The sequence below is a fragment of the Rhizobium sp. Nf11,1 genome (genome assembly GCF_050587665.1).
In the GTDB taxonomy this organism is placed as follows: domain Bacteria; phylum Pseudomonadota; class Alphaproteobacteria; order Rhizobiales; family Rhizobiaceae; genus Rhizobium.
The window spans coordinates 164,703-189,365 of the sequence record NZ_JBOBHU010000010.1; the positions used below are offsets into that span (position 1 = coordinate 164,703).

Genomic DNA, 24,663 nt, shown 5'->3' on the forward strand with positions numbered 1-24,663 from the left:
GTGCCGTTGCTGTGTCCTTGCAGCCATTGCAGCTTGGAGAGGGAAATGCAACAAGACCGGCTGAAAGCCCTTCTGGAATAGCATCTTGCCTGACATTGCCCTCCATCTGCTTCTGCTGCTCTGCGCTGCTGCCTTCTTTGCCGGTTTCGTCGATGCAATTGCCGGCGGCGGCGGTCTCATCACCGTTCCCGCCATGTTGATCGCCGGCATCCCGCCGCTGCAGACGCTCGGAACCAACAAGGTGCAATCGATCTTCGGCGCAGCTTCCGCGACGCTCGCCTATGCCCGCAAGGGCCATGTGGAGCTTTCCGAACAGTTGCCGATGGCTCTGATGGCCCTCATGGGCGGGGCACTCGGCGCCGCTCTTGCGACGATCGTACCAGGCCAGGTGCTTCAAGCGATCATGCCTGTGCTGCTGCTGGCAATCGCGATCTTCTTTGCCGTCAAGCCGAACCTCAACGATCTTGACAAACACCGCCTCATCACGCCCTTCGCCTTCGGCCTGACGCTGGTGCCGGCCATCGGCTTCTACGACGGCGTCTTCGGCCCCGGCACCGGCTCTTTCTTCATGCTCGCCTTCGTCACCCTCGCCGGCTTCGGCGTGCTGAAGGCGACGGCCCACACCAAACTTTTGAACTTCGGCTCGAATTTCGGTGCGCTGATCGTCTTCGCAAGCTTCGGCGCGATCCTCTGGAAGATCGGCCTGCTGATGGGCGTCTGCCAATTCCTCGGCGCACAAGTGGGCTCACGGCTTGCCATGCGCATCGGCGCAAAGCTCATCAAGCCGCTGCTCGTCATCGTCTGCATCGCTCTCGCGGTGAAGCTGCTCGCCGACCCGGCAAATCCGCTACGTGTCTGGATCGGACTCTAGCCAAACGCCTTTCATTACCTCTGGCGTAATTGATAGGGTGCACCGCCTTCGCCCATGATCGCCCTGCCTGGAATTGACCGGCGATCAAAAGGAGATGACCCAATGAACGACGCAACGACCACCGCCGAGCGCTACCTCGCCATCTGGAACGAGACGGATGATGAGCGCCGCCGCGCGCTCATCGCCGAGAGCTGGGCTGAAGCAGCAATCTATGTCGATCCGCTGATGCGCGGGCAAGGCCATGAGCAGATCAACGCGCTGGTCGAGGCTGTCCAGAACCGCTTCCCCGGTTTTCGCTTCGCACTGATCGGCACGGCCGACGGCTACGGCGATAACTTACGCTTCTCCTGGGGCCTCGGCCCTGAAAATGGCGAAGCGCTGATCAAGGGCACGGATTTCGCCGAACTCGAAGACGGCAGGTTAAAATCCGTCCATGGCTTCATCGACCAATTGCCGGAAGCCGCCTGATGACCCCGACCGCCCGCTCTCTCGGAGATCACCTGCGCGAATGGCGCCAGCGCCGCCGCATGAGCCAGCTGGATCTCGCGCTCGAAGCCGATATCTCCCAACGGCACCTGAGCTTCATCGAGAGCGGGCGCTCGACGCCGAGCCGCGAGATGCTGCTGCATCTGGCCGAGCGTCTGGACGTTCCGCTCCGCGACCGGAACCCGCTGCTGCTGGCTGCGGGTTTCGCCCCGGTCTTTGCCGAACGCAAGCTGGACGATCCCGCCCTTGAGCCGGCGCGGCGCGCCATCGACATGGTGCTGAAGGGCCACGAACCCTGCCCGGCCATCGCCATCGACCGTCACTGGGCGCTCATTGCCGCCAACGCCGCCATCACGCCGCTGCTCGAAGCCGTTGCCGATGAATCGCTGCTGGAACCGCCCATCAACGTGCTGCGCCTCAGCCTGCATCCGCGGGGCCTTGCACCTCAGATCGCTAACCTCCCGGAATGGCGCGCCCATCTTCTCGACCGGCTGCAGCAGCAGATATCGGTCTCGGGCGACCCGGTGCTGGAAACGCTGCTGAAGGATCTGCTCTCCTACCCCGCGCCCGAATCCACCGGCGAGGCCCATGCCGACCATGCCGGCATCGTCGTTCCGCTAAAACTATCGACGAAAGCCGGCCTGCTCTCTTTCATCTCGACAACGACCGTCTTCGGCACGCCTGTCGATATCACCCTGTCGGAACTGGCCGTCGAATCCTTCTTTCCGGCCGATCAGGAAACGGCCGCCATCCTGCGCAGCCTCGCCCTCAACTGACGATCTCTTTGCTTACACGCAATTCCGGACGCAAAACCGCGCACACTCCTGCTGGAATTGCCCTCCTTTTCACGCAATTCCGAACGCAAAACCGCGCACACTTTTGCTGGAATTGCTTTAGAACTCCACACCCGGCTGCCCCTTGATGCCGGAGCGGAAGGGATGCTTGATCAGCTCCATCTCGGTGACGAGATCGGCAATTTCGATCAGTTCATCCTTGGCGTTGCGTCCCGTCAGCACGACATGCGTCATGTAGGGCTTCTCGTTCTTCAGGAATTCGACAACCTCGTTAATATCGAGATAGTCGTAACGCAGCGCGATATTGATCTCGTCGAGCAGCACCATGGAATTGCGCTCGTCGCGGATCAGCTCCTTGGCCTTTTCCCAGGCAGCCCTTGCCGCCGCGACATCCCGCGCCCGGTCCTGCGTCTCCCAGGTAAAGCCCTCGCCCATCGTATGGAACTGGCAGAGATCGGAAAAATGCTTCTCGATCAGATCTCGCTCGCCCGTCCACATCGCACCCTTGATGAACTGCACGACGGCCGACGGCTTCCCATGCGCAATATGCCGGAAGATCATGCCGAAAGCGGCCGACGACTTGCCCTTGCCCTTGCCGGTATGAACGATGATCAAGCCCCTCTCATCCGTCTTGGTCGCCATGATCTTGTCACGGGCGGCCTTCTTCTTCGCCATCTTCTCGGCGTGACGGGCATCGTCTTTTTCGACTGGTACGACTGGCTCTTCGGTCATGGCTGGCTGCCTGCTCTTTTCCTGGCTTCGTTGATGTCTGTGAGATTGAACTGCGCCGAATTGCTGCGCGGCGTCCAAAGCCCCCGCTCGATCGCCTCCATCAGCCGCTCTTTCATTTCGGAAAGTGCTGCCGGATTCTTCTCGGCCATGAAGTCGCGCACTCTCACGTCGGCGATAAAGGCCTGATAGACAGCCTCGAAATGATGATTGCCGACAGCGCCGGTGGTCGCCGCGAAAGCAAAGAGGTAATCGACCGTCGCTGCGATCTCGGCAGCGCCCTTGTAGCCATGACGCATGACGCCAACGATCCATTTCGGATTGACGACGCGCCCACGCACTACCCGCCCGATTTCTTCCTCCAGAGAGCGAATAACAGGCTTCTCCGGCCTGGAATGATCATTGTGATAGATCGCCGGCCGCACACCGCCGAGCGCTTCGGCCGCCGCCGCCATACCGCCTTCGAACTGGTAATAATCGTCGCTGTCGAGCAGGTCGTGCTCGCGATTGTCCTGGTTCTGTACGACGGCCTGGATGGAACGCAGCCGCTCCTCGAAGAGCCCGCGCTCGGCCTGCCCTTCCTCACCCGCGCCATAGGCATAGCTGCCCCAGACAAGATAGGCTTCGGCCAGATCGGCCCGCCGCTCCCAGCCCTTCTCATCGATCAGCGCCTGCAGGCCGGCACCATAGGCCCCCGGCTTGGAGCCGAAGATGCGATAACCCGCACGCTTCGCCGCCGCCTTCGCATCGAGCCCGGCTGCGGCAAGCCGCGCCGCCTCACCGCGCATGCGCCCGGCGATCGGATTGTCAGCCGCATCCTCCTCCAGCGCACCGACGGCGCGGATCGCCTTGTCGAACAGCGCGATCTGCTCCGGGAAAGCGTCACGGAAGAAGCCGGAAATGCGCAACGTCACATCCACCCGCGGCCGCCGCAGCATGGCCGGCGGGATAATCTCGTAGCCGGTGACACGCCGAGAGGCCATGTCCCAGACCGGCTTGACGCCGATCAGCGCCAAAGCTTGAGCGATATCGTCGCCGCCGGTGCGCATGTTCGAGGTGCCCCAGGCCGTCAGCCCGAAGGAGACGGGCCATTCACCGTGATCCTGCACGTAACGGCGGATCAGCAATTCCGCGGATTTTTTTCCCAGCTCATAGGCCGCCGGCGTCGGCACCGCGCGGCTGTCGACGGAATAGAAATTCCGTCCCGTCGGCAGCACATCCGGCCGCCCGCGCGTCGGTGCGCCGGATGGGCCGGGCGGCACGAAACGGCCGTCGAGGCCGCGCAGCAAACTGGTGATTTCGGCCGGGCCGCAGGCGAGAATTGAGGGCTTCAGGCGTGCCTCGATTTCGTCGAGTACGGCTCTGGTTTGGGACCAGAGGGTTGGGCAGTCCATATCGCCCGAAACGAGCTTGGCGGCGAGCAGCTCGATGCGCTCGATCGTGTCGCCATTGCTGCGCCAGGGGGCGTCGAGGATATCTGCAAGGATTGCCGGGCATGGGCCGGCCCAGGGGGCGGCCATGTCGCAATCGAGAGGGTCGAAGGTGGGATTACCCCCCTCTGCCCTGCCGGGCATCTCCCCCAAAAGGGGGGAGATTGGATCGGCGATAGCGCTTCCCCAAACAACTGATGTAGGGCGGCGGTCTGGCCCCCCGTCGATCTCCCCCCTTGTGGGGGGTCCGAAGGACGGGTGGCGACACGCGGCTCGACCCCGGTAGTCCGGCAGGACAGAGGGGGGTGTCACGGGCTCAACGCCCAACCCAGCATCCCCAGCAATCGCCCGCTGCAGACTCCCATCCCCGCCCTCACCGAGCCCACGCGGCACCCGCGCCAAGGCCACGGTGAGATCCGTCAGCAACCGCCCTTCCGGCGACACCCCAAACACATGCAACCCATCCCGGATCTGCATCTCCTTGAGATCACAGAGATAGGCATCTAGCTTCTTCAGCGCCTCGCCTTCACTCTCTCCCTTCGCAATGCCCGCGTCGCGGTCCAGCCCGATATCGCTAACAAGCTCAAGGATCTGCCGACTGAGCAAGCGGATACGCCTGGGATCGCCGCCCGAGGCTTCGTAATATTCGTCGACCAGCGCCTCCAGATCCTTGAGCGGCCCGTAACTTTCGGCCCGCGTCAGCGGCGGCGTCAGGTGATCGATGATAACCGCCGCGCTACGGCGCTTGGCCTGCGTGCCCTCGCCGGGATCATTGACGATGAAGGGATAAAGATGCGGCAAGGGTCCGAGGATAGCCTCGGGATAGCAAGTGTCGGACAGCGCCAGCGCCTTGCCGGGCAGCCATTCCAGATTGCCGTGCTTGCCCATGTGAACCACAGCATCGGCGCCGAACTCTTCGCGCAGAAAGGCATAGAAGGCGAAATAACCGTGCGGCGGCACGAGATCCGGCGAGTGATAACTCTCCTTCGGATCGATATTGTAGCCCCGCGCCGGCTGGATCCCCACCAGCAACCCGCCGAACCGGGCAAAGGGCAGCGCGAAAGCGCCATCCCGCAGATAAGGATCCGCTTCGGGATCACCCCAACGCGCCGTCACTTCCTCCTGAATCTGATTGGGAAGAGAGGCGAAGAAGCGCTTGTATCGACTCAGGGAAAGCCGCTCGCGCACCACCTTGCCGTCAAAGCCGGAATTGGTCGGCCCGGCCATCAGATGCCGCATGAGCGCATCTCCATCGGCGGGAATATCGGCAACGGGATAACCGGCCTCCGCCATCGCCCGCATCACCTCGACGGTGCCGGCAGGCGTATCGAGACCGACGCCATTGCCGAGCCGTCCATCGCGGTTCGGATAATTCGCCATGACGAGCGCAACACGCCGCTCCAAAACCGGCCGCTGCCGCAGCCGCGCCCAGTTGGCGGCAAGCGCAGCCACATAGGCCATGCGCCCCACATCCGGCTCGCTGGAAACGATATTGGCCTCAACCGCAGCATCGTAGCGGGCGGCAGATTTGAAGGAGACGGCGCGCGACAGGACGCGGCCGTCCACCTCCGGCAGCGCGACGTTCATGCCGAGATCGCGGGCGGACAATCCTTGCGATGAGGCCGTCCAGGCTTCCCGCGACGAGGCCGAAAAGATCGCCTGCAGAACGATGGCGTCATTGGCCTCCAGCACCGTCGGTTCGCGATCGGCCCCAGGGGCGGAGACGGCGAAGCCCGTCGTGTTGATGACGACGTCGGGTTTGAGGTCGGCGAAGATGGATTCGAGGATGCCTTTGGAGATCGGGTCCTTGAGGCTGTAGGCGAAGACTGGCAACGGGCGAAGACCCCGCGACCGCAGGGCTTCGATCAGGGTTTCGACGGGGCGGGTTTCGCCGCTCTGCACGAGGGCGCGGTAGAAGGCTATGGCGATGATAGGACGAATGGTGGGTTCGATTTCCACCTTCTCCGTCGAATATGCGGTGCTCTGGTCTGCCGTCGAGTACGCGGTACCCCCCTCTGTCCTGCCGGACATCTCCCCCACAAGGGGGGAGATCGAATCGTGGAAGGTCTCTCCCCAAACAACCGATGTAGGGCGATAATCTCGCCCCTTGCCGATCTCCCCCCTTGTGGGGGAGATGTCCGGCAGGACAGAGGGGGGTGTCACGACTTCGACAGCCAAGGAAGACGCGCTTGAAACAAGCCTCTTCCATCCCTCAATCCCAACCAGCCCTCTCCCCGGCCACCAGATCCCCGCCTTCATCAGCGGCGCGGCCGGCGTCGGCTTCTCCTCCCCCGAAAGCATCGCCGCTGCATAGGCAAGAAAGCCCCGCGCATTGGCGTCGCCGCCCTCGATCAGATAGCCCCACAGCGCATTGAGATCCTCCAACGCCACATTGGAAAACGGCGTCAGTCCGGCATCTGGCTTGGCATCCCCCGGCAGCACTGCAATCAGCGCGCCATTCCGCGCAGCAACCGCATGCAGCGCCTCCAGCGCATAGTGGAAATAGCTCGCCCCGCCCAACGCCCGCACGATGATCAGCCTCGCATGCTGCGCCGTCCGCTCGACATAGGTATCGACCGACATCGGATGCTTCAGGCTCATCAGGCTTGCAAGCCTCAGCGAATAGCCCGCCACTCCGCCGGCATACGCCGCGGCGATCGCTGCAAGCTCGGTGTCGGCGGCCGAGAGGAACAAGATATCGCCAGGCGTCTGCCCGAGGTCGATCGCCTCTTCGCCGTCGCTGATCGATCCTTGCTGGGCCAGAAGCAGATGCATCGACTATCCCTAAGCGAGCGCTTCGATCGCCTTGCGCACCGCGTCCTGATCCATCTCATGCAGGCCGATGACGACGAGGCGGGTGCTGCGCGCTTCATCAGGCGCCCAGGCGCGGTCGAAATACTGATCGATGCGGGCACCGACGGCCTGCAGCTGCAGGCGCATCGGCTTGCCGGAAACGTCGATGAAGCCTTTGAGGCGCAGTACGTCATGCGCGGCGATGATGGCCTTCAGCCTCTCGACGAAACCTGCCGTATCGGAGATGGCGCCGAGTTCGACGACGAAACTGTCGAATTCGTCGTGATCATGCGGCTCGCCCTCTTCATGCTCCAGCTCGTGATGGGATTTGCGGTTGCCGATATCGTCTTCCGTGCCGATGCCTAGGCCGAGCAGCACGCTTGCCGGCACCGCGCCATTCCTGGCCTCGATCATCACGGGTTTGCGGGCGATGCGCGAGGCAACCTCGCTCTTGACGCGTCCAAGGCCATCGCTGTCGATCAGGTCGGTCTTGTTGAGCACGATCAGGTCGGCGCAGGTCAGCTGATCTTCGAAGAGCTCCTCGATCGGGCTTTCATGATCGAGCGATTCATCCTCGGCGCGGCGCGCATCGACGGCATCATGATCATCCGCAAAACGGCCTGCGGCAACCGCAGCGCTGTCGACCACGGTGACAACGCCGTCGACGGTGACTTCGCTGCGGATATCGGGCCAGTTGAAGGCGGCGACGAGCGGCTGCGGCAGGGCAAGACCCGAGGTCTCGATGACGATATGGTCGGGGCGCTGGTCGCGCTCCAGAAGTTTGGTCATGGTCGGAATGAAATCGTCGGCCACGGTGCAGCAGATGCAGCCGTTCGTGAGTTCGATGATGTCGTCCTCGGTGCAGTTCTCCGCGCCGCAGCCCTTCAGCACATCGCCGTCGACGCCGAGATCGCCGAACTCGTTGATGATGAGCGCGATCTTCCTGCCGCCGGCATTGGTCAGCAGGTTGCGGATCATCGTCGTCTTGCCGGCGCCGAGAAAGCCGGTGATGACGGTTGCGGGGATTTTCTGCTGTTTCATGGAACTTCAACCCTTCATTTTCAGCGGCAGACCGGCCGCGATGAAATAGACTTCGGCGGCCTTCGTCGCGATCATTTGATGCAGCCGCCCGGCATGATCGCGAAATTCCCGCGCCATGCGATTGTCAGGCACGATGCCGAGGCCGACTTCGTTGGAAACGATGACGAGCCGCGCCTTCGCCTGCGGCAGCCAGCCGGCAAGCGCAGCAGCCTGAACCGCGATATCGCGCCCCTCCATCATCAAATTGGTGAGCCACAGCGTCAGGCAATCGACCAGGATCGCCCTGCCCTCACTGTCGATAGCTGCAAGCTTGCCGACGAGATCAAGCGGCTCCTCATGCGTCGTCCAGGAAGGACCGCGATCGTCCTGGTGCTGGTCGATACGCGCCTGCATCTCGTCGTCCCAGGCGCGGCCGGTCGCGATGTAATGCCGCTCGAGGCCGGTGGAAATGACGATATTTTCGGCGAAACGGGATTTGCCGGAGCGGGCGCCGCCGAGGATGAGGGTAGCGGTCATGCTCGGCCGCTCCTGGGAGAGAAGGCATAATCGAGGCTTGTTTCGGGTGGGTATTCCTTGACGGCTGAGGGTGCGACACCCCCCTCTGTCCTGCCGGACATCTCCCCCACAAGGGGGGAGATTGAATCGCGGCACGGGTCTTCCCAAACAACCGATGTAGGGCGAAGGTCTCGCTTCTTGCCGGTCTCCCCCCTTGTGGAGGGTCCGGAGGACGGGTCGAGACCCGCGGCTCGACCCCGGCAGTCGGGCAGGACAGAGGGGGGTACCGCATACTCGACACAGGCGGCCGAAAGCACCGCACCGCCGCCACTGCATCGCGCCACCGAAGGCAGCGCTGAATTCAATCGTTCAGCCAAAACAACCTCCGTGCTGGCAGTGGACCTCTGGCCCAGGATTGGGCTCGTCGCCCGGCGCGCATGGCAGGTCTCCTGGCTCGCGGGTATCGGCCGCGATCGGGGCGGACCGGAAACCGGTCGCCCCGCATCGTGCCAGCGGATCCGCCTCGCCTTCCCGGCTGCATCGGTGAAAAGGTGGACGATTCGTAGAAATAGAGGCGTCCGACCCCGGTTGATCACCATGCATGTCCAGTGGCTTTTCCGACATGTCGCCCATCCTGCTCGCCTGCACGATTGCGGGCTGCCGGCCGGAAGGGCTCGATGCCGGATGGAAGACCCTGACCGCTCTACAGTCGCGGGGTCGGCTGTGATAAGGGCGCCCGGCTTGGGTCCGCCCCGTCACATTCCCTTTTCATCCGGAAGGGCGCAACGCCGATCCGGAACCATCCGTTATGTCAGGATGGTCAAGCGACCATCCGTTGAGGGATGGTTAGGCAAGCCGGGGGCTGAAGTCAATCGACCTTCGCAGCCCTCCTCTAGCGCGAGGGGGCGAAAGGTCACGCCAATACCACTGACTCTACCGGAAATATCGTCTTTTATCAGTAATTTACGTAATAAATATTTGACCGGCCCGCCGGCTTTTCGCCGCAATTGCGCTGCAAGCCGGTTGCGCCATCGCCCTTGACCGGGCCTCTCCCCGCCTAGTTGTCTAGCCATGCTTATGAAATTGGATCGGCGCCGCCTGCGTGCGCTGCGAGTTTTCCTCGATCCGGGGCGGTTGCGCGCCCTCACTCGCCGCAGCGAAGTCGGCCTCTCGCTGGCGGGCGCCATCGTCGGCATCGCCTCGGGACTTGCCGTGACCTGCATGAGCTATGTCTCCAACGAGCTGCACCAGCAGGTGTTCGGCATCGCCGACAGTGAAAGGTTGAGCGCCTCGGTCATCGAAGACAAGATGCTGCTGCTCGCCGCCCCGGTCATCGGCGGCGCCCTGCTCGGCCTGCTGCTCCTGGTGCTCGCCAAGCGGCGCAAGAAACCGATGGTCGACCCGATCGAGGCCAATGCGCTGCATGGCGGCCGCCTGTCGCTAACCGACAGCATCATCGTTGCCGTACAGAATCTGATCTCCAACGGCTTCGGCGCCTCGGTCGGCCTGGAGGCCGGCTACACCCAGCTTGCCGCCGGCCTCGCCTCGAAATTCGGCCTGAAGCTGCAGCTGCGCCGTTCGGACCTGCGCATCCTTGTCGGCTGCGGTGCGGCCGGCGCCATTGCCGCCGCGTTCAACGCGCCGCTGACGGGCGCCTTCTACGCTTTCGAGCTGATCATCGGCACCTACACCATCGTATCGTTAACCCCGGTTGTGGTCTCCGCCCTCGTTTCGACCCTCATCGCAAGGTTGCTTGCCGAGGGCGATTTCACCATCGATATCGGCAGCTTCGGCTCGGTCGTGCCGGCCGATTATGTCCCGGCGCTGCTGCTCGGCGTCTTCTGCGCCGGCGTTGGCATTCTCCTCATGCAGGGCGTGGCCTTCATCGAGGAGGTGGCGCGCAAAAGCTCGATCGCTCCGCCCTTTCGCCCGGCGCTCGGCGGCATCATCGTCGGGCTTCTCGCGATGATCTCGCCGCAGGTGCTTTCGGCCGGCCACGGGGCGCTGCATCTCAACTTGTCCCGCGACGTGGCGATCCCGGCGCTGATCGGTCTCTTTCTTCTGAAATCGCTGGCTTCGGCAATCTCGATCGGCTCCGGCTTCAGGGGTGGTCTGTTCTTCGCCTCGCTGTTCATGGGCGCCCTGCTGGGCAAGCTCTTTGCTTATTGCGGCCCCTATTTTGCCGATGCGACATTGACGCCGGTCATTTATGCTGTGGTCGGGATGAGTTCCCTGGCCGTCGCCGTCATTGGCGGGCCGCTGACGATGACCTTTCTGGCGCTCGAAATCACCGGCGATTTCCCGATCACGGCACTGGTTCTTGCGGCCGTCATCACCTCCTCGCTCGTCGTGCGCTCGACCTTCGGCTACTCCTTCGCCACATGGCGCTTCCATCTGCGCGGCGAGAGCATCCGCAGCGCCCACGACGTCGGCTGGATCCGCAATCTCACCGTGAACAAGCTGATGCGCGCCGACGTGAAGACGGCAAGGGCCGATATCTCGCTGGACGACTTCAAGAAGGCCTTCCCGATCGGCTCGACCCAGCGCGTCATTCTCGTCGACGAGAACGACAAATATGCTGGCCTCGTACTAGTCCCGGAGATCTACGCTAACCCGACCGACGCTCAGGACGAGGGCCAGACGCTTGCCGATTTCGTCCGCTATCGCAATGATTTCCTGCAGCCGCAGATGAATGCCAAACAGGCGGCGGCGATCTTCGACAAAAGCGAAAGCGAAGCGCTCGCCGTCGTCAACAATCTGATCGAGCGCAAAGTGGTCGGACAACTCAGCGAAAGCCATACGCTGCGCCGCTACAGTGAAGAACTCGACCGCCGCCGCCGCGAGGTGTCTGGCGAAATCTGAGCGGACACTAGCGCATCGGCCGATGCGTAGATTTATAGCATTAGAGCGTCCCGAAAGGACGCACGGCGCTCTATGAGGCGGCGCCGGCAAGCCGGAAGACGTCGGCTCTCTTCGAAACGCCGCGCAGTTCGAACGAGCCGAGATGATCACAGGGCACGGCACAGGTCGCCGCGAAGCTTTCCGACAGCAGCAGGTGCTGCTCAAGCGTTCCGCAAAGCTTTTCAAGCCGCGAGGCCTCGTTGACGGCCCTGCCGATCACCGTGAAGTCGAGCCTGCCGTGAGCACCGACATTTCCGTAAAAAACCTCGCCGAGATGCAGCACGACATCGATGCCGATATGCGGACCGCCGTTGCGCGTCCGCTCACGATTGAGCTCTTCGTTTGCCCGCAGCAGGTTCTGGGCCGACGCCAATGCGGCCATGCAGGCCTTTTGCGGATCCTCGGCATCCGTCGGAAAGATCGCCAGTACGCTATCGCCCATGAACTTAAGGATCTCGCCGGAATTTTCCTCGACATGCCGGTCGATCAGCTCGAAATGCTCGTTGAGAAAGCCGACGATCTCCCCCGGCTGATAGACCTCGGTCAGCGCCGTAAAGTTGCGGAGGTCGGCAAGCAGGATAGCCGCATCGATGGATCCGCCCATTCCCCTGCGGGTTTCGCCGGCAAGGATGCGGGCGCTGGTCCTGGCGCCGGTATAGACGGCAAGGATATCGGTCGCGGTCTTCGAAACCGCCACGCGGTAGGCCGCAAGTCCCAGTGCCGGGAACAGTTTATCGACGATGGCCAGCTGATTGTCGGAGAATCCGCCTGGTGCATCGCTGGTCAGGGAAAAACCGAGCCCGCGCAGCGCGACCTCCTTCGGGAACTCGAAAAGATTGATCACGTGATCCGTGCCACCGGCAAGCGCAAATTCGGAAAGCTCGGCATACTGGAGACCCTCGCCCTTCGCCAGATTCCACCGACCGGTTTTCTCGCCGCGATTCAAAAGGTAGAATATCGGCGTCTCCTCGAAGACGCGATCCGCTGCGCTGCCATGTCCGGCCATTTCGATGGTCGTGACGCCACCCCTGACGAAATTGGCCGCTATGCCGCGGTACATCGGATGAAGCGACGGCATGCGGATGCTTGCCCGCCAGATCGGAAACCCTTCCGCGATTAGCCGGTCGCACAGGCCGGCGACGAGATCGCCAATATGCTCGCTCGTGATTCCCTGCTCAATAAGCCACTGAATATGATCTGTAATTTTCCAAGCCTCCGCTTGAGGGTCAACAACCATACATTAGTCCAATTCGCATATCGACACTACCCTTGAGCGCAAAAGCGATGCGACCAGGACTGCAGCATTCCGCCGCACCCTTTGCGACGCGACCGTCGGCCTGCGCGCCTCGAGGGAGGTTTCTCAGACATCGGCCATCGGACTCCGGCACTCTCAAATGGCCCATTCGACGGCATTCTTCAACGCACCTCGCCCTGAGGCGCGAAGCCGCAGGCGCGGCCTTGAAGGATCTATACCATCATGCACCGTCTGGCCCGGCTCTTTGAAGGTCGCTGTCCCCGACGGCTAACCCATCAGTCCCGCCAGCCAGCGTGGATCGAGGTGACGTTCCAATTCCCCGGCGATCTCGTCGAGCGCCTGTTCGACGCTCTCACGATAGTTCTGCCGTTCACCGGACAAGCCGAAGCTTTGAAGCAGCCGGGTGCGGTAGGCGTCACTGGCAAAGAGCCCGTGCAGGTAGGTGCCCATGATCCGACCGTCAGCCGACAGCGCCCCGTCGGGTGCCCCGTCGATAATCGTCGACGGCCTATGGCAATCCGGTCCCCGGGTGATGCCGAGATGGATCTGGTATCCGGCAAGCGGCACATCGAATTCCGTCGAGCGGGCCTGGCTGTTGCGCACGGTCTTCTCCGGCGCCATCTGGGTCTCGACGTTGAGCAGCGCAAGCCCCGGCACCTCTGAGCTTCCGCCCTCGATTCCCAGCGGATCGTGGACCCTGCGGCCGAGCATCTGGTAGCCGCCGCAGATGCCTATCACCCGGCCGCCGCGCCGGACATGCGCCTCAAGATCGCGGTCCCAGCCCTGGACTCTCAGATCGGCGAGGTCCGCGATCGTCGATTTGGACCCGGGCAGAATGACAAGGCCCGCATCGACAGGCAGCCGCTCGCCTGAGCGTACGAAGACCAGCTCGACATCCGCCTCCGCCCTCAGCGGATCGAGATCGTCGAAATTGGCAATGCGCGGCAGCATCGGCACGGCGATCTTCAGGGCACCCGCCCCGCCCCTCGCCAGCCGTTCGAGCACGACCGAATCTTCGGCCGGCAGGCGCGCGGCGGCCTGCAGCCACGGCACGACGCCGAAACACGGCCAGCCGGTGAAGCCCTCGATGGCGCGGATGCCATCGTCAAAGAGCGAGACGTCGCCGCGGAACTTGTTGATGATATAGCCCGAAATCGTCGCCCGGTCGCTGTCTGCGAGGATCGTATGCGTGCCCGCAAGCGAGGCGATGACACCGCCGCGATCGATATCGCCGACGAGCACGACGGGCACGCCGGCCTGTGTCGCAAAGCCCATATTGGCGATATCGCCGGCTCGTAGATTGATCTCGGCCGGCGATCCCGCCCCCTCGACGACGACGAGATCGGCGCCCGTGGCCACTTTTTCGAAGCTCCCGAGCACGGCGCCGAGCAGTTGCGGCTTCAGCCGCTGGTAATCCCGCCCCTTCGCCTGCCCGAACACCCTGCCCTGCACGATGATCTGGCTGCCGTTTTCCGATTGCGGCTTGAGCAGCACCGGGTTCATATGCACCGAAGAGGGCGTGCGTGCAGCCATCGACTGCAGCCACTGCGCCCGCCCGATCTCACCGCCGTCATCGGCGACCGCCGCGTTGTTCGACATATTCTGCGGCTTGAACGGCCGCACGGTGAGCCCGGCATTTGCCGCAAGCCGGCAGAGACCCGCAACCAGCACCGTCTTGCCGACATCCGAGCCGGTTCCCTGCAGCATGATCGCTCTTGCCATGGCGGCCGCCTTTCCCTGAGGCATCGCGCTTCCGAAAATCGGTTCAGATTTTCAGGCCGATGCACGAGCCGGAGGCCTACAATGGCCGCCGATCCCGGGTCAAGACTTCGACTATTCTCGCGAAAGCGCGAAAACCGCGCATGGCCTTGGCTCTGCGCGGTTTGCCGAAAACTCAGGCGTCTTCGCCCCTACACGGCGAAGCTCGCTTTCTCCGGTACGCACTACCTGAACCGGAGAAGCAGCGGTCGTTGCCGCCACGCCCCAACTGATAACGGCACATTCTTACCGGAGAGTTATTGAAGGCTTACGCAAAAGTTAATTTTGACTTTTTTTGATCTGCTCGGCGGTTTCCATCACCATTGAGCCGGCGTTCGCAGACAGCGTCTCTCTTCGATCCGAGGAAATTTCAGCAGCGAACTATATTATTCGAATTCAATAATTTAGCACCGCAACCACGAGCAGAAGACGGTTGATTTCTGCGAACGAACGCGTAGGCTTCGACAAAATACGCCATTGAAATATGGTCTGCGACGCGTTGCCGGAGCCGGTCGTACGGCGCCCGTGAATGGGAAACGCCTGTTGCGGCATCGCCGCCTGGTGAATCCCGGCAGCACGTTGCCCAAGAACAATTCGGGGAAGACGATGAAGACGCTTTTGATTTCGGCCGTCTTTGCCGCGGCTCTTTTTAGCGCGACCGCGCCGGCCGAAGCCGCCGAGTGCGGCAAAGTTTCGATCGCCGAGATGAAATGGGCCTCGGCCGGCATTGCCGCAAACTTCGACAAGATCATCCTGGAAAAGGGCTACGGCTGCTCCGTCACCATCGTCGACGGCGACACTCTTCCGACCTTCGCCTCGATGAACGAAAAAGGTACCCCCGATATCGCTTCGGAATACTGGATCAATTCCGTCAGGGCCCTGCTCGATCAGGCCGTCAACACCGGTCGGCTGGTGCAGGGCGCCGAGATACTCGCCGATGGCGCGGTTGAGGGCTGGTTTATCCCGAAATTCATTGCCGACGCCAATCCCGATATTCGCTCGGTCGAGGACGCGCTGAAGCACCCCGAGCTTTTCCCTGCCGAGGATGACCCGTCGAAAGGCGCGGTTTACAACTGTCCCGCCGACTGGAGTTGCCAGATATCGACCACCAACCTCTTCAAGGCCCTCGCCGCCGACAAGAAAGGCTTCGAACTTGTTGAAACCGGCAGCCCTCAGCGGCTCGATGCCTCGATCGCTCGGGCTTTCGACAAGAAGATCGGCTGGCTCGGTTATTACTGGGCGCCGACCGCCATCCTCGGCAAATACGACATGACGCGGCTGAGCTTCGGCGTCAGTCACAACAAGGCCGAATGGGACCGCTGCACCGCGGTTGCCGGCTGTATCAGGCCTGAGCTCAATTCCTATCCGGTCTCGCGCGCCTTCACGCTGATGACCAGGTCTTTCGCCAGCCGCGCCGGACCTGTCACGACCTATCTCAAGACCCGCAAATGGGACAATGAGACGATCAACCAAGTGCTCGCCTGGCAGGATGAAAATCGCGAAAGCAACGAGGATGCCGCGATCTATTTCCTGCGCAATTACGAGAACCTGTGGATGAAATGGGTGCCGGCCGATGTAGCCGAAAAAGTCAAAGCGAGCCTATAACGGCAGATGGCGCCAACGACCGGACGATTCGAATGACAGGCAACCTTCCCTTTCCCGACCGCGATACCGTTGCGGAAAAGCTCGCCGCGCTGTCGGAAGCCGATAAATCATATCTGCCCCTGCTCATGGAAAATGCCGCCCAGGACGACAACCTGCTCGACGGCCTGCGACGCCATCTCGACCTTGCCGCGAAGTCGCATTTCCTGAACTCGCTGAAGCTTGAAAATCTCGGATTGTGGCTCGGGATCAAGGCGCCGCATCGCCTGCAGATTCGGCTGATGGAAACCGCTCGCTCGAGCCAGCATCCCGCCTACCAAGCCTTCCGGACCGGTCTTAGCCGATCCGGCGGCCTCGAAAAGGCATATCCTCCGGTGCCTTGATCCGGCCTCGGATGGCCTTTCAGTCCGGCAAAGCTGCCGGCCGATTACTTCCTCGCAGCCCGGTCGACCGAGCGGCCTGCATCCTGGGTGGCGTTGACGGCGTTCGCCGTATCTTTTCCCATACCGCGGATCGTGTTGCCGCAGGAGGAAAGAGCAAGAAGAACCATGAAGGCTGCGGCAATTTTGGCCGTTGTCGTCATTTCGAATATCCTTGTTTGAAATCAACCCCGAACGGCACTCATGCCATCCGCGCCCCTAACGCACAAGTGGCGAAAAAGTTCACGGTTGAAAGACATCCTCAGGCGGCGACAGCCTTCGCTCTCTCGGCAAACGCGCTGCGGATGCTGTCGGCCACCGTCTCGATCGGACCGGACATCTGCGAGGCGGTCAGAAGGCGAATATCGAAGGAGCCGAGCTCTGGCAGCCCTTCCTGCAGGCCAAGGATCGACATGTCCTCGCTGACATAGGAGAGCGGCAGCGGCGCAATGGCGAGATCGGAGAGCACGGCGGCGCGTTGCGCCATCGTGTGGCCGCTGAGATAGGCGACGCGATAAGGCCGCTTGTTGCGTTCAAGCTGGGCAAGTGCCTCCTGCCGCCAGATGCAGCCATCCTCCCAGATCGAAATCGGCAGGGGATCGCGCCGATGCGCCGAGCCGCACCTTGCGCCGGCCCAGACCAGCCGCTCGCGAAACACCACTTCGCCACCGGTCGGAAACGGCCGAGTCGCGCAGTTGATCAGCGCTAGGTCGAGCCTCTGCTCTTCCATGCGCTTCTTCAGTCCGACGCTCATGTCGATCGTCACATCGACCATGATGCCGGGATAGCTCTCGGCGAAGCTCTTTAGGATTCTGGGCAGCAGCCGCTCGCCGATATCCTCCGGCGCGCCGAGCCGGACGACCCCGGTCAGTTCCGGCATGATGAAGCGCGACACCGCCTCGTTCGACAGCGCCAGGATGTTGCGGGCGTAAGAGAGCAGCATTTCGCCATGGCGCGTCAGCGACACCGAGCGGGCATCGCGTAAAAACAGCGTCGCTCCGAGCTGCTCCTCGAGCTTCTTGATCTGCATGGAGACCGCCGACGGCGTCCGGAAGACCGCTTCGGCGGCGGTGGAAAAATTGCCCGTCTCGGCGATGGCGACGAAGGTGCGCAACACATCGTTGTCAAGCAAAGGAATGGGACGGCGAAAGGGAAGGCTCATCGTCGCATCTTTCAATTTTTCTGATCCTTAACCGCATATCATTTTGTTTGATTGAATGTCAATCGCTCCCCATAGTCTACGCATCGGAACTGATGCAGCAAAGGAGGCTAGACATGGCGCAATCAAGCACCTGGAATATCCTACAGGCCGTTTCCGCATTCAAGACGCGCCGGCGCAGGGATGCGAATCACGAACATGCGCTCCGGGAACTGAAGCGATTTCCGTCGCACCTCTTGGCCGACTGCCAGCGAGAAATGGAGTTGCCGCTCCTTAACGTCGCTGCCCGACCAAAGCGGGGTCTGAGACTCGTGGAAACGCGCGCATAATGCGGATCTCTGGCTCGGTTCCGACAGGCGCCGGGCCGATCGCCTCACACGGCGATCGACTCACATCCCGCCTATCAGCTTGAAGGCGATAATCCACATCGTCGCAGCGACGAGCGTCTCGAGCATCCGCCAGGAGGCCGGCCTGGAAAAGATCGGTCGCAGCCACGTCGCGCCATATCCGAGCGCAAAGAAAAATAGGAAGGAGCCGGAAACGGCGCCTGCGGCAAAGGAAGCCTGCTGCCCCGGATAGCGCGTCGATATCGTGCCGAGCAGCACGACCGTGTCGAGATAGACATGCGGATTAAGCCAGGTCAGCGCGAGACAAGTCGCAAGCGTCCGGGAAAAGCTTGCCGTATCGGCTTCCGTAACTGTGAGCACAGCGGACGACCGTAAGGCGGAATAGAAGCTCTTGGCTCCGTACCAGGCCAGAAACGCGGCTCCCCCGTAGCGCATGACCGGATCGAGCCAAGGCAGCAATCCGGCGATTTGCCGGAGGCTGGTCACGCCGAGCATGATCAGCGCCGCGTCGGACAAGGCGCAGGTAAGGCAGACGGCGAAGATATGTTCACTACGCAGGCCCTGTCGAAGAATGAAGGCGTTCTGCGCGCCGATCGCGACGATCAGGCTGAGGCCCATCATTAGACCCGTGATATAAATTGAAAAATTCATCGTTTCGCCAACCGCTCTCAGCTTCGACAGAGTTGCGGTATCGCGTGAAGTTGGCTTAGTCTAATTAATCCATCTTACCTTAGTTAAGCGAAACTAATCCATGCTCGACTATCCCGCTCTTCGCGCCGTTGCAACCGTCGTCCAGACCGGCAGCTTCGAAAGGGCGGCGACCGTGTTGAATGTGACGCCGTCGGCGGTGTCGCAGCGGGTGAAGCAGCTCGAAGAACGCCTCGGAGTCATCCTGATCGCCAGAGGCACCCCCTGTACGGCGACCGAAAAAGGGGAATGGATCTGTCGTCACGTGGAGAATGTCGGCATGCTGGAGGTTGAGCTTTTCGGGCAGCTCCCGGCTCTCGTCGATCCCGACGAGCCACGCCAAAGGGTTACGCTACAGATCGCGACTAACGCCGACAGCCTCGGCACATGGTTTGTGGAGGCCATGTCGAATTTCTCCAAGACCTCGTCCTATCTGTTGAATATCGCCGTCGACGATCAGGATCACACCGCCGAATGGCTGCAGCGGGGACGGGTGATCGCAGCCGTCACCAGTCTGGAGAAGCCGATCCGGGGATGCCGGCGCTTCGCCCTTGGAACTCTCCGTTACAACGCCACCGCGACACCCGATTTTGTCGCCCGCCACTTCCCGGACGGCGTGACATCGGAGGCGATCCGCAACGCTCCGGCCCTGACCTTCAATCAAAAGGACAGGCTTCAGAGCAGCTGGGTAAGGCAAACCTTCAGCCAAGATCTGGACTACCCCACACATTGGCTGCCCTCGCCGCAAAGCTTCGTCGAAGCCACTCTTTCCGGAATGGGATGGGGAATGAACCCGACCCAGCTCACCCGCGATCATCTCGCATCGGGGCGGCTCGTCGAACTTGTTGCCGACACGCCGCTGGACGTCCCACTCTACTGGCAGATAAACCGCCTCGCCGCCGACCGCCTGGCGGAGTTGACGCGCGAGGTCGTCGCCGTGGCGAAGCGTCGGCTTTAATGACCGTCAAGATGCCTTTTCTCCAGGCTCCACCCGGCAGAGGGATTTAGTCGGTCGGACGATCACATGTAGGCCGTGCGGCTGCCGAACTCGCTGGTCTCGTCAAAGTTCTTGGTGCCAATACGCTGGCTTTCGCCCGAAAGTTCTTTCGGAGTTTCGCCGACGGGCTTTGATACGGCGGATGACTGAGTTTGGCTGCTCTCGCTGGATTCGAGCTTGGCAATCTTGGCTTCCAGCGTCTCGATCGATTTTTCAATCGCCGCCTTTTCCTGCTCGTCTTGCGTCTGCGATAGGGCTGCCTGCTTTTCGGCAAGCTGCGCCTCAAGAGAAGCAAGCTGATCAGATGAACCGGAAGACGAGGTCGAAGCGGCTGAACTTAGAATGGTGGATGCAGAACTGGAAATTGGGCTAACCATGAACATGACCTTCGATGACGGATTGTCACCTTCTAGCCCACGGTCAGTAAACGTCCGATAAATAAAGTACCCGTTGGTACCGTTTCGTGGCAATAATCTCGGCGTTTCCGAATTCGGCAACTTTGACGATCTTCGCTAGGAAATGGCGATAATCTCCAGCTCCTGGCCGCCCGTGTCCACCACATCGCCGACAGCCTTGCCCATCAGCAGCCGCGCCACTGGCGAGACATACGAAATCGATCCCGCCTTAGGATCTGCTTCGTCTTCTCCGACGAGCCGATAAGTCTGAACGCGTCCGTCGTCGCGGCTGAAAGTGACCGTGCTGCCAAAGGCAGCCACATGGGCTGACGTAGGGTCCGGTATGAGCTGCGCCGTGCGAAGTCTGGCCGATAAGTATCGGAGATCACGTAAGGGATTGGCAGCCTGGCGCCGCCGTTCGTTTACGTCTTCGATGGCGCTCGCCGTATCATAGGCCGCGCGCGCCTGCTGAAACTGCAGTTCGAGAGCCCTCAATCCCGCTTCCGTGACGAGGTTAGGATGCGGCGAAATTGGCCGGTCCGGCAACAGGGTTTCCGAAGCGGTTTCGAAACTCTCTTCTTTGGTGAAGGCAACAGCCAATCGATGTCTCCGTTTTAGACGCTACGCACTCTTATGATTGGTGGGGAATTGCCCCGCCCGAACCATACACCGATGACCGACAAACCGCCAATCTTGCCCTGTTGCAAACGTCAACGCTCCTGGCGTTCCGGGAACGTCCTGGCCGACGTTGCGTTTACTTCATCCAGATGCACTGTAGCGCAGGAGGAACGAATGCCCGGCCGGCAGCGAAAGAGCGGCAACACAGTCAGGATCAGACCATGCCTTCATTCCTGACGGAAGCGATGCCGCTCACGCCAAGCTGGTGGGAGATCGCCTTACGGATCATATTGACAGTGATCGCAGGCGGACTGATTGGCCTCGATCGCGAGCGCGGCGGTCACGCGGCGGGCTTCAGGACTACGATCCTGGTGGCTCTTGCCGCCTGCCTGGCGATGATCCAGGCAAACCTCCTTCTATCGACCTACGGAAAAACCTTTAGTTATTTCACTCAGATGGACGTGCTGCGCTTTCCCCTCGGCGTGCTGACGGGCGTCGGCTTCATCGGCGGCGGCGCCATCCTGAGGCGTGGAGACACGATGACCGGCGTCACCACGGCCGCGACCATGTGGTTCATGACCGTCGTCGGTCTCTGCTTCGGCGGCGGCCAGATTCTGACCGGAACGGCAGCGACCGCGGTCGCCTTTATTATCCTGTCGCCGATGAAGCAGCTGGACATGTGGCTGCGTTGCGAACAGAAAGCAACACTCGTCATTCACTGCTCCGAAGCCGAGTTGCCGGAACTGTCGGAGGTGCTTGGACCGTTCGGTTGCGCTGCCCAATTCGTTTCTTTTGGGAAGACCAGCGAGGGCCGCCCTGGCGTCACGTTTGAGCTGCGATGGATGGCCAAAGACCGCGACGGCTCCGCCCGCGCGATTTTCGATGCCCTTTCAGAGGCCTATGACGTCGCAGGATTTTCGATGCTTTCGACCACGACATAGGTCTCGCGGGGTCTTGAACGATCATTTGGAGACATGCTCGGGTTTGCCCTTGGTCTTAGTCGACGCGAATTCCTCGAGCTGTTTTTCACTCATGGATTTTTCCATCTGCTTCGAAGCGCCCCTGAGTTCCTTCTTGGGCGTCTCTCCGCGTTTGGCTGAAAGTGCGGCACCAGCCGCCTTCTGCTGGGCCTTGGATTTGGCTGGCATTTCGATCTCCTCTCGTCCGGACGAGGAATGAGGCCCCTTGCAGGAGGAGGCCGCAGCCTAAGCCGCAGCCTCGCACTCCTCAATTGATGGTGGCCCACTGGCTGCGGACATCCCGGGCATTCTTCGACAGGTGAACATGGGCGTCGACGTGATCGACCCAATCGAGCGGAATCAGATGATGTTTGCCGTCCTCCGAGTCGGTTTTCGTCAACTTGATGCGGGTCCGACCGTCAAGCTGATCCACCGTTCCGACGTGAGTGCCGTCGGCAGCCCGCACTTCCATATGTTCACGGATCTGATCTGCGGAAATCATCGTTTCCTCCTTTGCATCATTGGCAGTTACCAAGCGGCAACGGAGTGGGAGGGACATGGTTCCAAAGCTTTTTGCCGCATGCTTACCGACATGAGCACGGCTTTCTATGGGCGATCGACCTTCGACTTAAGAGCGGCCTGATGCAGCCGGTTTGCTTCCCTCTGCCGGCGGCCACAGAATCGTCGGTAGGAGCAGCGCATCGATCAAGGCTGCCGCGACATAGGCAATACGGCTCGCCAAGGATTCCGCGGCGCTGCCCGGCAGCGGAGATACCCTGATACCGAACAGGATAAGGAGTATCCAGGACGCCCGCGAACACGCGAGCGTCCTTCGAGGGAGCGGCAGCGCGCCCTCCGACGAGCAGGGCGACGACCAGCAGAATCAGGAAAATAGAGAGAAGGCTTGGGCGCAGCGATAGCGCGGCATATGCAACGGGGGCCAGCACGCCGCTGAAGAGATTGACGAACACCCGTGCGATCGCCGCCAGTTGCTGTGGTTCGGCATGTCCGCTCCGCTGGGGTTATCGGGAGTGAGGGGCAAGGCCCGAAGACTCAGCGCCGTGCTATGCCGTTGTGCATCTCTTTAAGAAGATTAGGTGCCGTTCGTCGCTAAGACCTATGACAAGTTTATGAATCCGTGACGCTGGCCTCGCCGCCGACACGCAGCGAGACATTCGATTATGAACCTAGAGTGTAGCGCATGCCGCTTTGCAAGGTCGCCAGCTGTCCTTATTCCCAACAGTGCGAGCCGTAGGCCATTGTGGGAAGGCGCTGAGATCATTCAATATCGTTGATGCTATCCATAAGCTCTATTCGTTTGAATGATGAGTTCCCGGCGCCCATATTAACAGCGTGGACATGGACGAGCCTCCCATCGACGACCATGCCTCTGACCAGGAAAGGAACTGGACAATGACCACGCTCACCTATCGGGGTGGTGGCAAGACCCTCACCTCCGGCGAAGGCCGCTTCGATCTGGGCCACTACGCCCGCAAGCTCGTGCTTGCCTGGACGCGCTGGCGGACCGCCCGTGAAATTGAAGCCATGCCGTTTGACGTCCGCAAGGATATCGGCTGGCCGAGCACCGACGACAGCAAACACCGGACCATGTAATGAATGCGACACTCCTCCTGAGATGAGGGCGGCGTCTGCCTCGCGCAACGCCGCCTTTTTCGTGCACGCTGTGCAGTGCCCCGCCGTCTTCAATCTCGAATTTCAGCCATCTGTGAGCCTTGTTTCTGCCCCGACCGGCGATCTGACCGGTCAAATTCCGGTCAATGTCGCATATTTGCTCTTACCGGCCGCATTTTTCCATGCCACTGTCGCTTTTAGGACATCAGCGCGACGCATTCCGCGCAACGAATATGTCATCGCCCCTCGAGCATGGATTTCGCTATGAACAGGATGCAGATCAAGAAGCGCTCACTCGTCTTCTTTATGGTACCGCAATTCACCATGCTGCCCTTTTCGGCAGCGGTGGACACCTTGCGCATCGCCAACCGCATGCTCGGCTACCAGGCTTATACCTGGCGGCTTGCCTCGGTCGACGGAGAAAAGGTCTATTCCTCCTGCGGCATCGGCATCGAGGCGAATTCCTCGCTCGCCGAGGAACGCCGGCATCTCGGCGGCGAAAACCGTCCCGGCATGGTGCTCGTCTGTTCCGGCATCGATATCGAGGAATTCAACAACAAATCCGTCAATGCCTGGCTACGCGAATGCTACAATCGCGGCGTCGCCGTCGGCAGCCTCTGTACGGGCGCGCATGTGCTTGCGCAGGCCGGTCTTCTGAACGGCAAGCGCTGCGCCATCCACTGGGAGAACTTGCCCGGCTTTTCCGAAGCCTTTCCGCAGGCAGAGGTCTATGCCGATCTCTACGAGGTCGACGGCAATCTCTATACCTGCGCCGGCGGCACCGCCTCGCTCGATATGATGCTGAACCTGATCGGTGAGGATTTCGGCGAAAGCCTGGTCAACCGCATCTGCGAACAGCACCTGACCGACCGCGTGCGAAACCCGCACGACCGCCAGCGCCTGCCGCTGCGCGCCCGCCTCGGTGTGCAGAACGCCAAGGTCCTGTCGATCATCGAACTGATGGAAGGCAATCTCGCCGAGCCGCTGTCGCTGATCGAGATCGCCGATGGCGCCGGCCTCTCCCGACGCCAGATCGAACGGCTGTTCCGCCAGGAGATGGGCCGTTCGCCGGCCCGCTATTATCTCGAAATCCGACTTGACCGTGCGCGCCACCTGCTGGTTCAGTCCTCGATGCCGGTTGTCGAGGTCGCCGTCGCCTGCGGCTTCGTCTCGGCCTCGCATTTCTCCAAGTGTTATCGCGAACTCTACCACCGCTCGCCGCAGCAGGAACGCGCCGAGCGCAAGATGACCATGGCAACGGCAAGGCAGGCCGTTGCGGCGTGAGGCTGATGACG

24 protein-coding genes, 1 pseudogene and 1 riboswitch are annotated in these 24,663 nt (G+C 61.5%); of the genes and pseudogenes, 11 read left to right on the top strand and 14 right to left on the bottom strand.

Annotation, left to right across the window (positions count from 1 at the left end; all coding sequences use genetic code 11):
• Positions 1-85: 85 nt before the first annotated feature.
• From ACQ7C1_RS16910 to ACQ7C1_RS16920, 3 genes are all read left to right on the top strand, one after another.
• On the top strand, positions 86-871 hold the full coding sequence (locus ACQ7C1_RS16910; protein ID WP_430959100.1) for a TSUP family transporter: 786 nt from the start codon (positions 86-88) through the stop codon (positions 869-871).
• A gap of 102 nt (positions 872-973) precedes the next feature.
• Positions 974-1,339 carry a nuclear transport factor 2 family protein gene (locus ACQ7C1_RS16915; RefSeq protein ID WP_430959101.1) on the top strand — a complete coding sequence of 122 codons (366 nt, stop codon included), beginning with the start codon at positions 974-976 and terminating at the stop codon, positions 1,337-1,339.
• A complete protein-coding gene (locus tag ACQ7C1_RS16920) occupies positions 1,339-2,133 on the top strand; it encodes a helix-turn-helix domain-containing protein (protein WP_430959102.1) in 795 nt (264 codons plus the stop codon). Before ACQ7C1_RS16915 ends, ACQ7C1_RS16920 begins: the two co-directional genes overlap by 1 nt.
• A gap of 117 nt (positions 2,134-2,250) precedes the next feature.
• On the opposite strand, the gene cobO is transcribed toward ACQ7C1_RS16920, so the two are convergent.
• The 4 genes from cobO to cobU are packed head-to-tail and all read right to left on the bottom strand — an operon-like array spanning position 2,251 to position 8,660.
• Positions 2,251-2,883, bottom strand: coding sequence for a cob(I)yrinic acid a,c-diamide adenosyltransferase (gene cobO / locus ACQ7C1_RS16925; RefSeq protein WP_430959103.1), 633 nt, complete (start codon positions 2,881-2,883; stop codon positions 2,251-2,253).
• A complete protein-coding gene (gene cobN, locus ACQ7C1_RS16930; protein WP_430959104.1) occupies positions 2,880-7,085 on the bottom strand; it encodes a cobaltochelatase subunit CobN in 4,206 nt (1,401 codons plus the stop codon). Before cobN ends, cobO begins: the two co-directional genes overlap by 4 nt.
• A 9-nt stretch (positions 7,086-7,094) precedes the next feature.
• A complete protein-coding gene (gene cobW / locus ACQ7C1_RS16935; protein WP_430959105.1) occupies positions 7,095-8,144 on the bottom strand; it encodes a cobalamin biosynthesis protein CobW in 1,050 nt (349 codons plus the stop codon).
• A gap of 6 nt (positions 8,145-8,150) precedes the next feature.
• Complete coding sequence (gene cobU, locus ACQ7C1_RS16940) at positions 8,151-8,660, bottom strand: bifunctional adenosylcobinamide kinase/adenosylcobinamide-phosphate guanylyltransferase (RefSeq protein WP_430959106.1); 510 nt, start codon at positions 8,658-8,660, stop codon at positions 8,151-8,153.
• A 401-nt stretch (positions 8,661-9,061) separates the two neighbouring features.
• A riboswitch (cobalamin riboswitch) is annotated at positions 9,062-9,458 on the bottom strand.
• Positions 9,459-9,710: 252 nt separating this feature from the next.
• Between cobU and ACQ7C1_RS16945 the strand changes: the two genes are divergently transcribed.
• Positions 9,711-11,501, top strand: coding sequence for a chloride channel protein (locus ACQ7C1_RS16945; RefSeq protein ID WP_430959107.1), 1,791 nt, complete (start codon positions 9,711-9,713; stop codon positions 11,499-11,501).
• Positions 11,502-11,571: 70 nt separating this feature from the next.
• Here ACQ7C1_RS16945 and ACQ7C1_RS16950 read toward each other — a convergent pair whose 3' ends face one another.
• Both ACQ7C1_RS16950 and ACQ7C1_RS16955 read right to left on the bottom strand, forming a co-directional pair.
• Positions 11,572-12,777: an adenylate/guanylate cyclase domain-containing protein gene (locus ACQ7C1_RS16950; protein ID WP_430959108.1), complete on the bottom strand. Its 1,206-nt coding sequence runs from the start codon at positions 12,775-12,777 to the stop codon at positions 11,572-11,574.
• 285 nt (positions 12,778-13,062) lie between these two features.
• Positions 13,063-14,517 (bottom strand): cobyric acid synthase, encoded by a 1,455-nt coding sequence (locus tag ACQ7C1_RS16955; RefSeq protein WP_430959163.1) that lies wholly within the window; start codon positions 14,515-14,517, stop codon positions 13,063-13,065.
• A gap of 642 nt (positions 14,518-15,159) precedes the next feature.
• Between ACQ7C1_RS16955 and ACQ7C1_RS16960 the strand changes: the two genes are divergently transcribed.
• Positions 15,160-16,158: a glycine betaine ABC transporter substrate-binding protein gene (locus tag ACQ7C1_RS16960; RefSeq protein WP_430959109.1), complete on the top strand. Its 999-nt coding sequence runs from the start codon at positions 15,160-15,162 to the stop codon at positions 16,156-16,158.
• 32 nt (positions 16,159-16,190) lie between these two features.
• The gene (locus tag ACQ7C1_RS16965; RefSeq protein ID WP_430959110.1) at positions 16,191-16,538 is read left to right on the top strand and encodes a hypothetical protein; all 348 of its coding nucleotides are present in this window, start codon (positions 16,191-16,193) and stop codon (positions 16,536-16,538) included.
• 44 nt (positions 16,539-16,582) lie between these two features.
• On the opposite strand, the gene ACQ7C1_RS16970 is transcribed toward ACQ7C1_RS16965, so the two are convergent.
• Entirely contained in the window at positions 16,583-16,738 is a 156-nt protein-coding gene (locus ACQ7C1_RS16970) for an entericidin A/B family lipoprotein (protein ID WP_011425752.1), read from the bottom strand.
• A gap of 98 nt (positions 16,739-16,836) precedes the next feature.
• A complete protein-coding gene (locus tag ACQ7C1_RS16975; protein ID WP_085778489.1) occupies positions 16,837-17,736 on the bottom strand; it encodes a LysR family transcriptional regulator in 900 nt (299 codons plus the stop codon).
• Between the two features lie 113 nt (positions 17,737-17,849).
• Between ACQ7C1_RS16975 and ACQ7C1_RS16980 the strand changes: the two genes are divergently transcribed.
• Positions 17,850-18,062 (top strand): hypothetical protein, encoded by a 213-nt coding sequence (locus ACQ7C1_RS16980; protein ID WP_085778490.1) that lies wholly within the window; start codon positions 17,850-17,852, stop codon positions 18,060-18,062.
• A 60-nt stretch (positions 18,063-18,122) separates the two neighbouring features.
• On the opposite strand, the gene ACQ7C1_RS16985 is transcribed toward ACQ7C1_RS16980, so the two are convergent.
• Entirely contained in the window at positions 18,123-18,731 is a 609-nt protein-coding gene (locus ACQ7C1_RS16985) for a LysE/ArgO family amino acid transporter (protein WP_430959111.1), read from the bottom strand.
• A gap of 100 nt (positions 18,732-18,831) precedes the next feature.
• Here ACQ7C1_RS16985 and ACQ7C1_RS16990 point away from each other — a divergent pair, with 100 nt between their 5' ends.
• Positions 18,832-19,725, top strand: coding sequence for a LysR family transcriptional regulator ArgP (locus tag ACQ7C1_RS16990; protein ID WP_430959112.1), 894 nt, complete (start codon positions 18,832-18,834; stop codon positions 19,723-19,725).
• 62 nt (positions 19,726-19,787) lie between these two features.
• On the opposite strand, the gene ACQ7C1_RS16995 is transcribed toward ACQ7C1_RS16990, so the two are convergent.
• Both ACQ7C1_RS16995 and greA read right to left on the bottom strand, forming a co-directional pair.
• The gene (locus ACQ7C1_RS16995; protein WP_430959113.1) at positions 19,788-20,147 is read right to left on the bottom strand and encodes a hypothetical protein; all 360 of its coding nucleotides are present in this window, start codon (positions 20,145-20,147) and stop codon (positions 19,788-19,790) included.
• 129 nt (positions 20,148-20,276) lie between these two features.
• Positions 20,277-20,759, bottom strand: coding sequence for a transcription elongation factor GreA (gene greA / locus ACQ7C1_RS17000; RefSeq protein ID WP_430959114.1), 483 nt, complete (start codon positions 20,757-20,759; stop codon positions 20,277-20,279).
• Between the two features lie 239 nt (positions 20,760-20,998).
• Between greA and ACQ7C1_RS17005 the strand changes: the two genes are divergently transcribed.
• Complete coding sequence (locus tag ACQ7C1_RS17005; RefSeq protein ID WP_430959115.1) at positions 20,999-21,718, top strand: MgtC/SapB family protein; 720 nt, start codon at positions 20,999-21,001, stop codon at positions 21,716-21,718.
• A 21-nt stretch (positions 21,719-21,739) separates the two neighbouring features.
• Here the strand turns inward: ACQ7C1_RS17005 and ACQ7C1_RS17010 are convergent, their stop codons facing one another.
• The 3 genes and pseudogenes from ACQ7C1_RS17010 to ACQ7C1_RS17020 all read right to left on the bottom strand — a co-directional run.
• Positions 21,740-21,925 carry a DUF3008 family protein gene (locus ACQ7C1_RS17010; RefSeq protein WP_085778495.1) on the bottom strand — a complete coding sequence of 62 codons (186 nt, stop codon included), beginning with the start codon at positions 21,923-21,925 and terminating at the stop codon, positions 21,740-21,742.
• Positions 21,926-22,004: 79 nt separating this feature from the next.
• Complete coding sequence (locus ACQ7C1_RS17015) at positions 22,005-22,238, bottom strand: DUF2171 domain-containing protein (RefSeq protein WP_430959116.1); 234 nt, start codon at positions 22,236-22,238, stop codon at positions 22,005-22,007.
• A gap of 126 nt (positions 22,239-22,364) precedes the next feature.
• A pseudogene (locus ACQ7C1_RS17020) lies at positions 22,365-22,719 on the bottom strand (DUF2955 domain-containing protein); the annotation flags it as partial.
• 430 nt (positions 22,720-23,149) lie between these two features.
• On the opposite strand from ACQ7C1_RS17020, the gene ACQ7C1_RS17025 reads away from it, so the two are divergent.
• Both ACQ7C1_RS17025 and ACQ7C1_RS17030 read left to right on the top strand, forming a co-directional pair.
• A complete protein-coding gene (locus ACQ7C1_RS17025; protein ID WP_430959117.1) occupies positions 23,150-23,350 on the top strand; it encodes a hypothetical protein in 201 nt (66 codons plus the stop codon).
• 282 nt (positions 23,351-23,632) lie between these two features.
• Positions 23,633-24,652 (top strand): GlxA family transcriptional regulator, encoded by a 1,020-nt coding sequence (locus ACQ7C1_RS17030; RefSeq protein WP_041678677.1) that lies wholly within the window; start codon positions 23,633-23,635, stop codon positions 24,650-24,652.
• The last annotated feature ends 11 nt before the right edge of the window (positions 24,653-24,663 follow it).